We start from the raw sequence: 15,166 nt of genomic DNA, 5'->3' as shown, positions 1-15,166 counted from the left end.
TGAACTCATATTTCAGACAATAAAAAACCAGCATTCTAAAAGAGTTGCTGGTTTTTAGTATTGTTGTTTCGACTTCTACAATTAATTAAAAAAGGAAGGCTAAGTCATTACTGGCTTATCTAGCGCGGAAAATAATGCGACCTTTTGATAAGTCGTATGGCGTTAATTCAACCGTTACTTTATCGCCAGTTAAAATACGAATGTAGTTTTTACGCATTTTCCCAGAAATATGTGCAGTTACAACGTGGCCATTCTCAAGTTCAACTCGGAACATAGTGTTTGGTAAAGTATCTAAAACCGTACCTTGCATTTCAATATTTTCTTCTTTCGCCATGGGGCGCTAAACCTCTAATGTTGTGCAAATAACCATTAAATACCCCAGTATTGGTGATATCTCTTGGCAGTTAAAAAGCTGCGCGAATAATGCCTAATTGCTTGGCTAATGTAAAGGCTTGTGGCTATTTATTTAGCAATTTCATACTTATTACTGCTGGGTTTGTTGTTTAATATCCATTGACCACCAATAAAGCGTTCAAAGGGGAAATAACGGTCTTTATAATTCATCTTTTGGCATTCATCGATTTGATAACCTAAATATAAATAAGGTAAAGCCATTTGTTGGCAAAAACTAAGTTGGGTCAGAATTGAAAATATGCCTAAACCATTTTTTTTATAGTCAGGATGATAAAAGGTATAAACAGCAGATAAGCCATTACTCAATACATCAGTTACAGCAACGCAGACGAGTACCTCTTCGTTGACGCCGTTTTCCTCTTCCACAGGTGCCCAAGTTTCAATGAACAGCTGCTTAGTTAGGTTACAGCTCAAGAAGCTTTCAAACTGTGTAAAAGAAGCCGGGTACATACTCCCGTCTTGATGCAAGGTGTTGATATAGTTTTCAAACAATGGGTAATAGCTATCTTTTAACTGTGAAGATTGTTTAACAATAAAATGACTATTTCGTTTCTTAGATCTTTTCTGACTTTTAGAGGGAACGAATTCATCTGTTAGCACACGAATGGACTGACAAGCATTACAATCAGGGCAGTGGGGTCTATAACTTTGCTCGCCGCTACGTCGAAAGCCTTGTGTCATCAGCCAGCCATAACTTTCGCTGTTATGTAAACGTTCATCAACAGCAATCAACAAGCACTCTTGTTTTTCGGGTAAATAATTACAGGGAAATATTTTGCTTACACCCAATGTATAGGAAGTATTACTCATTGATAATTTTCCAGTTTTTTACTTGAGGGTTAAAAAAGCCACTTTGAGTATAAGCTTTTTGTATAATCCCTTCAGTGGATAATAGATTAAACCCTTTGATTAAGGCACGTTTAATTTCTTCAAAATCAGGGTGCTTATTACTTAAGGCGAAATGGCGACTGCCAGGTAAAACGACTTTAATATTGGGAATAGGGATGAATTTTTCACCATCTTGCCTGAAAGATAAATCTGGGGTGTTGTAAAAAGGCGCCAACATAAAGTCGGCTCGACCTTTAATTAACATCTTTGTCATCAAAGTAAATTGACCCGAATGATTAACGCCAGCCAAATTCATTTTGGTTAATACTTGCCAATCAACCAGCCAGTTATTATTTGAAACGGCATGTAGCTTTTTTATTTGCTGTAACGTTTGTAACTTTAATAGTGGTGTTTTGTCAGCATGAACATACAACCCCGCAGTAAACTCACCTTCTTTGATTAATGCAGGACTAATAAAGATATTATTTGCTGTTTTTAAATCAGCCATCCATAAGGTCGTGCCACTTAAATGGACCTCGCCATTTTCTATCAGCCTTAAGCGTCGCTTATAAAAATCAACAGAGACTAAGTTGATGTTTGCTTGATAACCACCTCGGTGTAAGGCCTGTAATAATAAAACTTGTTCAATGTTATCTCGGTAAGCAAATTTACCGGTGAAATTATCGATGGTTAAAGGATCTCTGTTTTTTAGGAAATGATTAAAATTCTCTTGTCCACTTTGGTGAATACCAATAAGCAATGGGGGATTTTTTTTGATCTTTGTTGGTTGAGCTAACGTCACTAAGCTAAAGATAACCGTATAGAAAGTAACTACGCTAAATAATCCAATTTTAACAAGCCAATGCTTAATAGTAGAAATCTCCTTATGGCTAAGTGAGCTATTGAAAAGCTTAAGTTAGCGTTAACGTCCGCGATTGCCAAAAATAATCAGGCATTATTTTAGTTATAGCACGTTGTTGTCGTTGAATAAAATCGTTTCGAGAAATTTCTTTTGCGCCCATGTCTTCCAGAAAAGGATTGAGTAACTGACAATCAATAAAATTTATATTATTGCTTTTTAGTAATTGCCCTAAGGCAATCAGGGCAAACTTTGACGCATTACTTTGTTTATAGAACATTGACTCGCCGGAAAAAAAGCCATTAATGGCTACGCCATATAAGCCTCCGACTAACTCTTTATGGTTATGCTCATCTGTATGCCATATTTCAATTGAATGCGCGTGACCTTGTTGATGCAAGTTAATGTAAGCTGCCTGCATATCATCAAGTATCCACGTTTCGTCGGTTCGAAAGGGCGCATCAGCACAAAGCTGTATAACCTGAATAAAGTCTTGATTAAGGGTTATGGTATAAGGCACTTTACGAATCGATTTAGCCAAAGTGCGATTTATACGCAATTGCTCAATATCTATAATGGCTCTTGGATCGGGTGACCACCACATAAGCGGGTCGTCTTCACTAAACCAAGGGAAAATACCTTGGGAATAAGCACGTAGTAATCTAGCACTAGACAAGTCACCACCAAGGGCGAGTAAACCGTTTGGCTCTGTTAGTGCACAGTCGATGGGCGGAAAATCTAAGGTCGACTCATCAAGTTGATACAGTATTTGACTCATATTTCCTTACCAAAAGAATAATTCTATAAAACAGAATAAAATAAACCACTTAAATTATAAAATTTAAGTGGTTTATTGATGTACTAAAAGGTCTTCGTGACTCTGCTATTGTACTTTTACTTTAGCGCATCAAGGTAGCGTTCAGAATCCAACGCGGCCATACAACCAGCACCAGCAGACGTGATTGCTTGACGATAAATATGGTCAGCAACATCTCCTGCAGCAAAAACACCTTCAACACTGGTTTGTGTTGCGTTGCCTTGCGTGCCACTTTGAATCGTTAAATAACCATCTTTCATATCCAGTTGGTCTTTAAAAATATCAGTATTTGGTTTATGACCAATCGCGATAAATACACCCGATACTTCAAGCTCTTCAGTCGCATCTGAATTCATTTCTTTTAAACGCAGGCCAGTAACACCCATTTTATCACCTAATACTTCATCTAGAGTACGGTCAGTGTGTAAAACGATATTACCGTTAGCTACTTTCTCATATAAACGGTCCGTTAAGATTTTTTCACTACGGAACGTATCACGACGGTGAATTAAATGAACTTCACTGGCAATGTTTGATAAATAAAGTGCTTCTTCAACAGCAGTATTACCACCACCAACAACAGCAACCTTTTGGTTTTTGTAGAAAAATCCGTCACAAGTAGCACAAGCTGAAACACCACGTCCCATAAAGGCTTCTTCAGAAGGTAAACCAAGGTATTGTGCAGAAGCACCAGTACAAATAATTAACGCGTCACAGGTGTATTCACTGCTGCCTTTTAATCTATAAGGCTTAGAAGAAAAATCTACAGAATCAATATGATCGAAAATAATTTCAGTATCAAATTTCTCAGCATGTTTTTGCATACGATCCATTAATGCAGGACCCGTTAAGTCATCAGCATCGCCTGGCCAGTTTTCTACATCAGTTGTTGTGGTTAATTGACCACCTTGTTGCATACCAGTGATCATTACTGGCTTTAAGTTTGCGCGGGCAGCATAAACAGCAGCAGTATAACCAGCAGGGCCTGAGCCTAAAATTAGAAGGGGACAGTGTCTTACGTCGCTCATGGATTCTCCAAGAAAAATTGATTACGTTGAAATAGTTACTTTATTTTAACTACATTACATTCATTAATAGGGATGATAAGGAAATAATGCAAGGGGGTAAATGGTTAGTTCGTTATAAGATAAACAAAACGGTAAATAAAAAAAACGCACTTTTGCTTAACTGTAAGCATAAGTGCGCTATTTAAGATAAAAATTTATTTTTATCTTATGGCCGAACGAGTGATATTTACGCGTTTAAAGCAACACGTGGATCAACATACTCATAACCAAGATCATCAGCAACTGGCTTGTAAGTAATTTTACCAGCAGCTACGTTTAAACCAGCCATTAAATGCTCATCGTCAAGTAATGCTTGCTTAGCACCTTTGTTTGCAATAGTAACAGCAAATGGCATTGTTGCATTTGTTAACGCCATAGTTGAAGTACGTGCTACGCCACCAGGCATGTTAGCTACACAGTAATGTACAACGCCGTCAACTACATAAGTTGGCTCTTGATGAGTCGTTGCTTTTGATGTTTCAAAACAACCACCTTGGTCGATAGCAACATCAACAACAACAGCGCCTTGCTTCATCATTTTGATGTGTTCTCTTGTTACTAATTTAGGTGCAGCAGCACCTGGAATTAATACAGCACCGATAACTAAATCAGCTTCAACAATTAATGTATCCATCGCATCAGCAGTTGAGTAAACAGTTTTTAAACGGCCATCAAATTCAGTATCTAATTGACGTAAACGCGGTAAAGAACGGTCTAAAATAGTAACGTCAGCGCCCATGCCTACAGCCATACGTGCAGCTTGAGTACCAACAACACCACCACCAATAACTAAAACTTTAGCTGGAGCAACGCCTGGAACGCCGCCTAATAAAGCACCTAAACCGCCTTGTGCTTTTTCTAAAGCATGAGCACCCGCTTGAATAGACATACGACCGGCAACTTCTGACATAGGTGCTAATAGTGGTAAACCACCAGCAGCAGCAGTAACTGTTTCATAAGCGATACAGATTGCGCCTGAAGCAACTAATAATTCAGTTTGCTTAGGATCTGGTGCTAAATGTAAGTAAGTAAATAAGATTTGGCCAGGACGAAGCATGTTACATTCAACAGTCTGTGGCTCTTTTACTTTGATGATCATTTCAGCAGTGGCAAAGATTTCTGCAGCACTATCAATTATTTTTGCACCCGCAGCGATATATTGCTCATTATCAAATCCAATTGAAGCACCGCCATTATTTTCAACAATCACTTCGTGACCATTTACTGTTAACTCTTTAACACCTGCAGGTGTTAAGCCGATACGGTACTCGTGGTTTTTAATTTCTTTAGGTACACCAATAATCATATTTATCTCTCTTATGTTTAACTTATTATATTTAGTGCAGCTTCATAGTGAAAAATTGAAGTGCTTTCTTTTAGATGCAGCTAGTATATGAGTAATCTTCTAGAGTAACCTGTCGTTATTTGTCAGGAAGCGATATATAATGCTAAAAACCAAGAGAAATACAGAGTTATATAAATGAGTATTAACAAAACGATTGATCGAATTGATAAAAACATTCTTGTTGAACTTCAAAAAAATGGCCGTTTATCTAACGTTGAGTTATCTAAACGGGTAGGTTTAAGTCCAACGCCCTGTTTAGAAAGGGTTAAACGTTTAGAAAAAGAGCAGTATATTACCGGTTACAAAGCTATTTTGAACCCACATAAACTTGAAGCTGCGCTATTAGTTTTTGTAGAAATCACCTTGACCAAAACCAGTCCAGACGTTTTTGATGACTTTTCTGCAGCCGTTGATGAACTTGATGTTATTCAAGAATGTCACCTAGTGTCAGGTGATTTTGATTTTTTACTTAAAACTCGCGTTAAGGATATGCTTGCCTATAGAGAGTTACTTGGAGACACATTACTAAGGCTACCAGCGGTAAGTGAAAGTAGAACTTATGTTGTAATGGATGAGATTAAATCGACCAACCTACTTGCTATCAAACGTTAACTATAAAAAATTCATATTGGAGTAAGCAATTGATTAGAACAATGCTAGCAATTGCTTACGTGAGAATTAAAGCGGCTTTACTATATATAGCGCCAATGATTTTTAACTTAACCATCTTGCTAAATTCGTGGTTCTATCGAGGTAAAAGTACTTTTTACCTTATCAATTGACATAGCTGTATAAAAAAACATGCACTAATGACAATTTGTTGCTGCCAACCAAGCGCTAATTTGATACTTTAGCTCTGCTATACGTAATTTTTACGTATTCATTTCCAATGGTACTTATAATTGTCTTCTGATCTCATAGAAAATTCCGATGTTTCACTTGATACATTGACCAATAAACAACTCACGGGCGTACAACGCTTACTTGAAGCTGGGTTATTGTTTTTCACAGTCTTTGCCATGTTTATGATGTTGGCGTTATTTAGCTTTGACCCGGCTGATCCTGGCTGGGCACAAACAGGTTATCAATCACAAGTGCGGAACTTAGGTGGCGCGGTTGGTGCTTACCTTTCTGATCTGTTTTTAAACCTTTTTGGGCTTATCGCCTATAGCTTGCCTTTTGTTATCGCTATCGTCGGTTGGTTGTTGTTCCAACGCTTTCATGAATTGATGAAACTAGACTATTTAACGCTAGGGCTAAAATTAATTGGTTTTTTCATGTTCTATCTTGGCGTAACTTCTTTAGCCAGTATGAATTTTGATGATATTTTTTACTTCTCTGCCGGTGGGATTTTAGGCGATGTACTCAGCAAAACCTTACTGCCTTACTTTTCATTTGTCGGCTCTACTTTATTGTTTCTCCTTTTCACCTGTGCAGGTTTTGTATTATTAACCGGCTTTTCTTGGCTTCAATTCATCGACGCTGTAGGTCGGTATGCCATTGCGGGTGTACTTAAACTCATCAGCTTACCTAAACTAATTCAAACGCATCTTGCTACCAGTGATGAAAAAGTTGATGTTGAAGAACATATTGGTGATGTTAAAAGTCGTTTGGTTAAAAACAAAACTAACGTTAAAGAAGAAAAGTTAAAATCAACACACTTACCGCTTGATCAAATAACCGCAGAGCCAGTTAATTCCGACAACTTACCTTCAGGAATATTTGCCCAAACAGCTATTATTGACTTACCTGAATCTTTCAGTGCTGAAGAAGAACAAGTTCCACAGTCAAACAAGGCTGCGCATAAAAGTGAACCCTTTATTGATATTTCTGACTTAATGAATCAATTGCCTGCAGGTAATGTTCAAGAGCATGTTAGTACAAAAGAAATCACCGCTGCTTTCGCAGAAGTCGATAAACCTGACGTTGCCGATGATTTCCAATTCCCCACTCCGGCGCAATTAGCACCTATTGAGCAAAGTATTTCTAATAAAAATGGCCAGGTTAATCTTGTGCCTGTGGAAGAAAAACCTTCTCAAGAAATGCCGTCTATCGATTTGCTCGATCGTCCAGATAAAGCAAAAAACCCGATTAACCAAGATGAATTAGACATGGTTAGCCGTTTAGTTGAAGCAAAATTACTCGACTTTGGTGTACAAGCACAAGTCGTTGCTGTTTACCCTGGACCTGTCATTACACGCTTTGAATTAGATTTAGCCCCCGGTATTAAGGTAAACAAAATAACCAGTTTGTCGAAAGATTTAGCCCGAGCTTTATCTGCTATTAGTGTGCGAGTAGTTGAAGTTATCCCGGGAAAATCAGTTATTGGTTTAGAGCTACCTAATAAACACCGTGAAATTGTCTACTTAAGTGAAGTTATTGGCTGTGCCGCTTTTGCAGAGTCTCCTTCACCACTTGCTATGGTTTTAGGTACAGATATCGCCGGTGATCCAGTAGTGGTCGATTTGGGTAAAATGCCACATCTACTGGTTGCGGGTACTACCGGCTCTGGTAAATCGGTTGGTGTAAACACCATGATTGTCAGTTTGTTATATAAATCAACGCCTGAAGATGTGCGTATGATTATGATTGACCCGAAAATGCTTGAACTTTCGGTTTATGAAGGTATTCCACATTTATTGGCTGAAGTAGTTACGGATATGAAAGATGCGGCTAATGCACTGCGCTGGTGTGTTGGTGAAATGGAGCGTCGCTACAAAGTAATGTCAGCGGTAGGTGTACGTAATTTAAAAGGTTACAACAAGAAAGTACTTGAAGCTATTGCTGCCGGTGAGCCATTAATTGACCCAACATGGCAACCTAATGATGGTATGGACCAAACGCCACCGATGTTAGAGAAATTACCAAGCATTGTTGTAATCGTCGATGAATTTGCCGATATGATGATGATTGTTGGTAAAAAAGTTGAAGAACTTATTGCCCGTATTGCGCAAAAGGCGCGTGCTGCAGGAATTCACTTAATTCTTGCGACACAGCGTCCTTCCGTAGATGTTATTACTGGTTTGATTAAAGCGAACATACCTACGCGTATGGCGTTTCAGGTATCGTCAGGATTAAACTCTCGTACCATATTAGATCAACAAGGGGCAGAGCAGTTACTCGGTATGGGTGATATGCTTTATTTACCACCGGGTACCGGTGTACCAACGCGTGTGCATGGTGCATTTGTTGATGATCATGAGGTTCATGCGGTCGTAAAAGACTGGAAATCCCGTGGCGAGCCTAACTATGTTGAAGAAATTTTATCAGGTGAACACGACCAAGATATTTTACTACCTGGTGAACAAGCTGAAGGTAGTGAGGCTGAAGAGGTTGACGCACTTTACGACGAAGCCGTTAATTTTGTCACTGAAAAACGCCGCGTATCAATTTCGAGTGTTCAAAGACAATTTAGAATAGGTTATAACCGCTCAGCACGAATAGTTGAACAAATGGAATTGCAAGGTGTCGTATCTACACCGGGCAATAACGGTGCGCGTGAAGTCTTAGCGCCGCCACCAGTGCGCGACTTTTAATTTATATTGTTAACTTATTCACAGCGATTGATTAAATTCAAGATCAGGTTATCGCTTATTATTTTCCCTGTGTCAGCTAAACGCAGATACAGTTCATCTTATTAGAAGTAAAGCTATGCAAATTAATTTTAAACAGAAACCATTTTTTCGAACATTCGCGTTAACGAGCCTATTACTGCCAGTTCTGAGTTTTTATCAACCGATGGCTTATGCGGTTCAAGCACCAATTAGCGCTAAGGTCGACGAGACTGCATTAGCGTCACCGACAAATGCAGCTAAAGAGCACTTAATGGCCAAGTTAAGTAAACTGGCTTATTTTAGTGCCGATTTCAGCCAAAAAATTGTTAGTGGACAAGGTGAATTATTACAACAAGGATCGGGAACACTTGCTATAAGCAAGCCTAACCTTGTCAATTGGAAAACCATTACTCCGGATGAAACTTCGATTGTTAGCGATGGTAATACCTTGTGGTTTTATGACCCGTTTATTGAACAAGCCAGTGCTTTTAGCTTAGCTAAATCCATTCATAACACGCCCATTTTGTTACTAACCAGTGATGAACCTCAACTTTGGCAACAGTACAATGTTATCGAACAAGGCTCTCGTTTTGTCGTCATGCCAAAAGATGAAAGCAGCCAAATTAAAAAGCTCACCCTAACTTTTAGTGAAACAAAAACGAAGGATACTCAGTTAAGTGAGTTTTCGTTTGAGGATGCAACAGGGCAAATTAGCCAAATCAGCTTAAGTCAGTTTAATAGTACTGTTAAGCCTGAGGCATCATTATTTACATTTAGCTTACCTGAAGGTGTAAGACTTGAAGACAAACGATAACTCAGGCAATAGACAAGGCAATAGTAGTGACGGTCAGCAAAATTCACTGTTTGATCTAACCCCAGAAAATAATGCTTTATCAGGCTCTAGTGATTCTTCAATGGGCAATGCTTCAACGCAGGATAACGCACCAGCAAGTAGCTTTATGCCACTTGCTGCAAAAATGCGTCCAAAAACCTTAGCAGACTATGTAGGCCAACAGCATATATTAGGGGGAGATTCACCCTTAGCACAATCAATTGAACAAGGTCATTGTCACTCCCTTATTTTTTGGGGACCACCAGGTAGTGGTAAAACCACACTGGCTGAAATTATTGCGCAACATGCTAATGCCGAAATAGAACGTGTATCTGCAGTTACCTCGGGTATTAAAGAGATACGTAGTGCTATTGAGAAAGCAAAATTGCGTGCACAAGGTGAGGGCGCTAATAAACGCAGAACTGTCCTGTTTGTTGACGAAGTACATCGTTTTAATAAATCACAGCAAGATGCATTTTTACCGCATATTGAAGACGGCACCATCATCTTTATTGGTGCGACTACAGAAAACCCTGCGTTTGAATTAAACCAAGCGTTATTATCGCGCGCCCGTTTATATACCTTGAAAAAATTAACTCGTGATGACTTAGCACAAGTATTACAACGCGCACTCTCATTATGTGAAGCTGAACAGCAACTGAGTATTGAGTTAAGTGTTGATGCCACACAAAGTTTACTTAATCGTAGTGATGGCGATGCCAGACGATTACTTAATTTATTAGAAAATTGCCTTGATAGTGTACCTACAATATCTACTGCACAAGAAACTAACTCAGAAAGTCAGCAAGGCGGACAGGGTGCTAATAAGACTAACGGTAATGTAAAAACCATTACTGTTGAGTTAATCGCCCAAGTTGCGGGCAGTAAAATAGCCCTTTATGATAAAGGCGGTGACGCTTTTTATGATTTGATTAGTGCTTTTCATAAATCAGTACGTGGCTCTAGCCCAGATGCGGCTCTTTATTGGTATGCAAGAATTCTTACCGCCGGTGGTGATGCTCTGTATGTTGGCAGACGTTTACTTGCTATTGCCAGTGAAGATATAGGTAATGCTGACCCCCGTGCCATGCAACTTGCTATCAACGCCTGGGACACATTTCATCGTGTTGGCCCAAGTGAAGGTGAACGTGCTATTGCACAAGCTACGGTATATATGGCCTTAGCGCCTAAAAGTAATGCGGTTTATCAAGCCTTTAATAAAGCAAAAATATTAGCGCAACAAACCTGTGACTTAGATGTACCTTTGCATTTAAAAAATGCTACCAGCAGTATCACTAAAGAACTTGGCCACGGCACAGAATACCGCTATGCCCATGATGAGGCTAATGCCTTCGCCGCAGGTGAAAATTACTTTCCTGAAGCATTAGCTAAAGGCGATAGCTCACATACTCGTTTGTACCAGCCAACGGAACGTGGCTTAGAGAAAAAGCTCAAAGAAAAGCTCGATTATTTAAACCAGCTTGATAGGAATAGCCATGACCAACGCTATTAGTAATTTCACTTTATACGCATTTGTTGCCATTGGTGGTGCTTGCGGAGCAAGTTTACGCTTTTATATCTCTCAATTAGTATTAAATTGGCTCGGAAAAGGTTTCCCTTTTGCCACATTGATGGTTAATATCATCGGCTCATTGACTATGGGTTTGTTATATCAACTAATTGAGCATGAAATTCTCAATATTAGTGTGCATAGAACCTTAATAGGAATAGGGTTTTTAGGTGCATTTACCACCTTTTCTACATTTTCTTTAGACTCCTTGTTACTATTACAACAAGGGGACGTGTTAAAAGCGGCAATAAATATCTTACTGAATGTTTCACTGTGTATTGGTGCAGCAGCACTGGGAATGTATATGGTAACTGCTTTAACAAAATAACCGCTGATTACTAATCGCGGGTATAGAATAAACATAAAACAATTTTTAATAACTTCATTAACAAGAATGTGAATAATTATGCTTGATGCAAAACTGCTTAGAACAGATTTAGATAATATCGCTCAACAACTTGCCAAACGTGGTTTCGAATTAGATACCGTGACGTTAAGTTCGTTAGAAGAGCAGCGTAAAGCTGTTCAAGTGAAAACTCAAGAACTGCAAAATGAACGTAATACGCGTTCAAAGTCTATCGGCCAAGCGAAAGCGCGCGGTGAAGATATTGCACCATTACTTGCTCATGTAAGTCAGCTAGGTAATGACCTTGATGCGGCTAAAACAGAACAAGATGAAGTGTTAGCTAAAATTGATGCTATTGCTAGTGCTATACCTAATCTTCTTGATGACTCGGTACCCGCTGGTAAAGATGAAGATGACAACGTTGAACTAAAACGTTGGGGCACACCACGTGAATTCGACTTTGAAGTAAAAGACCACGTCGATTTAGGCTTTGCCGTTGATAAAGGTTTAGATTTTGAAAGTGGTGCTAAACTTGCTGGTACTCGTTTTGCCGTAATGCGTGGCAAAATTGCTCGGTTACATCGAGCTATTGCGCAATTCATGCTTGATACCCATACAGAAGAACATGGTTACCTAGAAATGTACGTACCGTACTTAGTTAATGCCGATTCTTTATACGGTACGGGTCAACTACCTAAGTTTGGTGAAGATTTATTTCATACTGATTTATCAAATAAAAAACTATCATTAATTCCTACATCAGAAGTGCCACTAACTAACTTAGTTCGTGATGAAATTGTAGATGAAAAAGATTTACCGATGAAGATGACTGCACATACGCCTTGTTTCAGAAGTGAAGCTGGCTCTGGTGGTCGTGATATTCGAGGGCTAATTCGCCAACATCAATTTGATAAAGTTGAAATGGTTCAAATAGTTAAGCCTGAAAACTCAATGACGGCCCTTGATGAACTAACACGTCATGCGGAAGTTATTCTTGAAAAACTAGAATTACCTTATCGTACAGTACAATTATGTAGTGGTGATGTTGGTTTTAGTGCAGCTAAAACTTTCGATCTAGAAGTATGGTTACCTGCACAAGATACATACCGTGAAATTTCATCATGTTCAAGTATGGGCGCGTTCCAAGCTCGCCGTATGCAAGCACGCTATAGAAATAGTGAAACGAACAAATTGGAATTAGTGCATACACTGAACGGATCGGGTTTAGCGGTAGGGCGTACCTTAGTTGCTATTTTAGAGAACTATCAGCAAGCAGATGGAAGTATCAATGTTCCTACAGTATTACAGCCTTACATGGGCGGTTTAACTAACATAGGTTAATTAACCTTTAGTTAACTGTAGTTCAGTGAGTATTCAGGTAAAACGCGAGGTAGGCAACTACGTCGCGTTTTTTGATCTAGAGGAATTAGATAGTTTAACCCGTTTTAAAAAGAGAGTTTTTAATAGCCAAAAAGTCTTAGACTAACCTTTAATTTTACTGTGTTTTTATACAGCACCTCAGTAATTCCTTCTTTCTACAAGAAAGCGTGCAAATTTCCTCCTTTCACACATCGACCACGTAAAGCTAATTTTTTAACTCATTGATCTATCGATAACAATCGCGTAATCTCTTGATATTATAAAATTATGGACGATTAATCCCATCTTGTAGAAACAAGGGATATTGCCTCATATTAAACTGTTATGTACCTAAGGAAAGCTATGTCATCTGACGACTGGTATAGAAATAATGAATGGAATGATGAAATCGAAACCCTGTTCTACGCAAAGTTAAAACGTGCTCGTTCTCAACGAGATCAATATATTGTTATTCAATCCTCATATTTAACAGATTCATTCCCTTTAATCTCTTTACGCTTAATTAAAGAATACTTTGAAACGCGAACTGATAAATATGAAGATGTTCTTGCTTATTCTGTGCAGGGTGAGGCGTTTATGACTCTCAGTGAAGTTGATAATTCAATGCAAGCCTATCGTGCAGTACTCAAACGTGAAGATGAATTTCCAAATCACCAGACAACAACTTATGTTGACTATCCGTATATTGTTGCTACTCAAGCAATAGAGGATGAGTATCAAAATGTACTTGTTGTACTTAACAAATATCAAAGCCGACTAATGTTTTCGTTAGACAAATTCAAATGGCACGCGTCATTCGCGCTAATAAATAATGACTCTACACAAGCAAAGTTGGCACTTGATGTTGCTAAAGTAAAACGTTCAGGGTTTAGGTTTCATCAAGATGTTGGTCTTGTTGGCGAAGAACATGTTAATGTAATCAAAGTGTTGTGTGAAATCGGTACATAACAAGCAAATCAACAAGGACTAAAAACAGCGGGCTGTTCGCTTCGCTCCATTTTAGCCCACAATTTTTAGCCTGTTATTTGGGCGTTATGTTTTACGGAGGTTTAAGTGGTAATTCGAATATTGTTAATAGCTTCATTACCGTTTTTTGCTGTTGCTAATGACTCGTGCCAACCAACTAAAGAGTATGCTGAGTTGCGCAGTGAGATTTATACTTTAGTAAATAAGCCGTATAACGAGTGTAAAAAATCCACAAAAAGCTCTAAACATTGGCGAGCTGTTGCTAGCTGCATAGCCGATGCTCAGGGCACTAATGCTTTTGACTGTGGTACATTGGTAGAAAATAACGAATATCCAATCGAGCACACTGAAATATCTCATTGTGAATTGTTAAAGCCTTCATTAGAGCTTTTTAAACAAACTCTGCTAGAGATTTCCGAAGCAAAAGAAATCGTGAAATGTAAAACATAACAAGGGTTTTCAAGACGGACAAATTACAGTTGGCTTTTTGTTCGTGCCTCACTTATTTTAGCCAACTGCAATTTGCCGCTTAAAACGGCGTTAGGAGTACAAATGGATTTCAGAGTAATCATCATAGCATTGCTACTCACCCTCTCTGGTTGCCAGTCTACTTCAAATGAGAAAATGGAAAATCTAGAAAAAGTGGCTGAGGGTGGTGATAATTATGCTCAATACCTTTTGGGGTATAGCTACGAGCGAGGCGACGGCAATCCTAAAGATTTATCCAAAGCTAAGTATTGGTACTCAAAATCAATTGAACAAGGAAATGGGCGTTCTGCTTACAACCTTGCAATTCTTATTTTATCTAGTAGTTTTGGCGAACCTGATGTTAAAAAAGCTATTCAATTATTAACTCTTGCAGCACAACAAAAACATGAGAGGGCACCATTTGATTTAGGTGTTCTGTATTACAAAATGGGTGGCACTGAGAATGTAGACTTAGTTAAGGGGTATGCTTGGTTACAAGTCACAATCCATAGAAAACTCGAAGATCAAGTAACTGCAAAGAGGATTGTTTCAGGTCTAAATTTATCAACAAAGCAATTACAGGATGCATCTAAATATACTAAAGAGCTGATTCAAAAGTATGGGTAAATGTACTCCTAACAAGCTAATAAACAAGGACAAAAAACAGTTTGCTGTTTTCGTTCCTCAACATTTTAGCAAACTATTTTTTGCCTGTTATTA

The 15,166-nt window shown here is 38.6% G+C and carries 15 protein-coding genes; 9 read left to right on the top strand and 6 right to left on the bottom strand.

The window, feature by feature from the left end; translation table 11 throughout:
- Nucleotides 1-115: 115 nt before the first annotated feature.
- The 6 genes from infA to ald form a co-directional block, all read right to left on the bottom strand.
- Nucleotides 116-334, bottom strand: a complete 219-nt coding sequence (gene infA / locus CXF85_RS07795) for a translation initiation factor IF-1 (RefSeq protein ID WP_011043571.1) — start codon at nt 332-334, stop codon at nt 116-118.
- Nucleotides 335-462: 128 nt separating this feature from the next.
- Nucleotides 463-1,224 carry an arginyltransferase gene (locus tag CXF85_RS07790; protein ID WP_101227967.1) on the bottom strand — a complete coding sequence of 254 codons (762 nt, stop codon included), beginning with the start codon at nt 1,222-1,224 and terminating at the stop codon, nt 463-465.
- The gene (locus tag CXF85_RS07785; RefSeq protein ID WP_101227966.1) at nt 1,217-2,044 is read right to left on the bottom strand and encodes a hypothetical protein; all 828 of its coding nucleotides are present in this window, start codon (nt 2,042-2,044) and stop codon (nt 1,217-1,219) included. Before CXF85_RS07785 ends, CXF85_RS07790 begins: the two co-directional genes overlap by 8 nt.
- 109 nt (nt 2,045-2,153) lie before the next feature.
- Nucleotides 2,154-2,879, bottom strand: coding sequence for a leucyl/phenylalanyl-tRNA--protein transferase (aat, locus tag CXF85_RS07780; protein ID WP_101227965.1), 726 nt, complete (start codon nt 2,877-2,879; stop codon nt 2,154-2,156).
- 116 nt (nt 2,880-2,995) lie between these two features.
- A complete protein-coding gene (gene trxB / locus CXF85_RS07775; protein ID WP_101227964.1) occupies nt 2,996-3,946 on the bottom strand; it encodes a thioredoxin-disulfide reductase in 951 nt (316 codons plus the stop codon).
- Nucleotides 3,947-4,172: 226 nt separating this feature from the next.
- Nucleotides 4,173-5,291 (bottom strand): alanine dehydrogenase, encoded by a 1,119-nt coding sequence (gene ald / locus CXF85_RS07770; RefSeq protein WP_101227963.1) that lies wholly within the window; start codon nt 5,289-5,291, stop codon nt 4,173-4,175.
- A gap of 174 nt (nt 5,292-5,465) precedes the next feature.
- Here ald and lrp point away from each other — a divergent pair, with 174 nt between their 5' ends.
- The 9 genes from lrp (at nt 5,466) to CXF85_RS07725 (ending at nt 15,073) form a co-directional block, all read left to right on the top strand.
- On the top strand, nt 5,466-5,942 hold the full coding sequence (lrp, locus tag CXF85_RS07765) for a leucine-responsive transcriptional regulator Lrp (RefSeq protein ID WP_101227962.1): 477 nt from the start codon (nt 5,466-5,468) through the stop codon (nt 5,940-5,942).
- Nucleotides 5,943-6,232: 290 nt separating this feature from the next.
- Complete coding sequence (locus CXF85_RS07760) at nt 6,233-8,866, top strand: DNA translocase FtsK (protein WP_269801164.1); 2,634 nt, start codon at nt 6,233-6,235, stop codon at nt 8,864-8,866.
- A gap of 115 nt (nt 8,867-8,981) precedes the next feature.
- Nucleotides 8,982-9,698 carry an outer membrane lipoprotein chaperone LolA gene (gene lolA, locus CXF85_RS07755; protein ID WP_101227961.1) on the top strand — a complete coding sequence of 239 codons (717 nt, stop codon included), beginning with the start codon at nt 8,982-8,984 and terminating at the stop codon, nt 9,696-9,698.
- A gap of 100 nt (nt 9,699-9,798) precedes the next feature.
- Complete coding sequence (locus tag CXF85_RS07750) at nt 9,799-11,229, top strand: replication-associated recombination protein A (protein WP_101228000.1); 1,431 nt, start codon at nt 9,799-9,801, stop codon at nt 11,227-11,229.
- Entirely contained in the window at nt 11,213-11,614 is a 402-nt protein-coding gene (gene crcB / locus CXF85_RS07745; protein WP_101227960.1) for a fluoride efflux transporter CrcB, read from the top strand. The genes CXF85_RS07750 and crcB overlap by 17 nt, the downstream gene beginning before the upstream one ends.
- Nucleotides 11,615-11,692: 78 nt before the next feature.
- Nucleotides 11,693-12,973, top strand: coding sequence for a serine--tRNA ligase (gene serS / locus CXF85_RS07740; RefSeq protein WP_101227959.1), 1,281 nt, complete (start codon nt 11,693-11,695; stop codon nt 12,971-12,973).
- A 381-nt stretch (nt 12,974-13,354) separates the two neighbouring features.
- Complete coding sequence (locus CXF85_RS07735; protein ID WP_101227958.1) at nt 13,355-13,960, top strand: hypothetical protein; 606 nt, start codon at nt 13,355-13,357, stop codon at nt 13,958-13,960.
- A 105-nt stretch (nt 13,961-14,065) separates the two neighbouring features.
- Nucleotides 14,066-14,428 (top strand): hypothetical protein, encoded by a 363-nt coding sequence (locus tag CXF85_RS07730; RefSeq protein ID WP_101227957.1) that lies wholly within the window; start codon nt 14,066-14,068, stop codon nt 14,426-14,428.
- A gap of 102 nt (nt 14,429-14,530) precedes the next feature.
- A complete protein-coding gene (locus CXF85_RS07725) occupies nt 14,531-15,073 on the top strand; it encodes a tetratricopeptide repeat protein (protein ID WP_101227956.1) in 543 nt (180 codons plus the stop codon).
- Nucleotides 15,074-15,166 lie beyond the last annotated feature (93 nt).

The sequence above is a fragment of the Colwellia sp. 75C3 genome (assembly GCF_002836255.1).
Classification (GTDB): Bacteria; Pseudomonadota; Gammaproteobacteria; order Enterobacterales; family Alteromonadaceae; genus Colwellia.
Note: the sequence above shows the minus strand (reverse complement) of the source record. Positions and strands in the feature narration are given on the sequence as shown.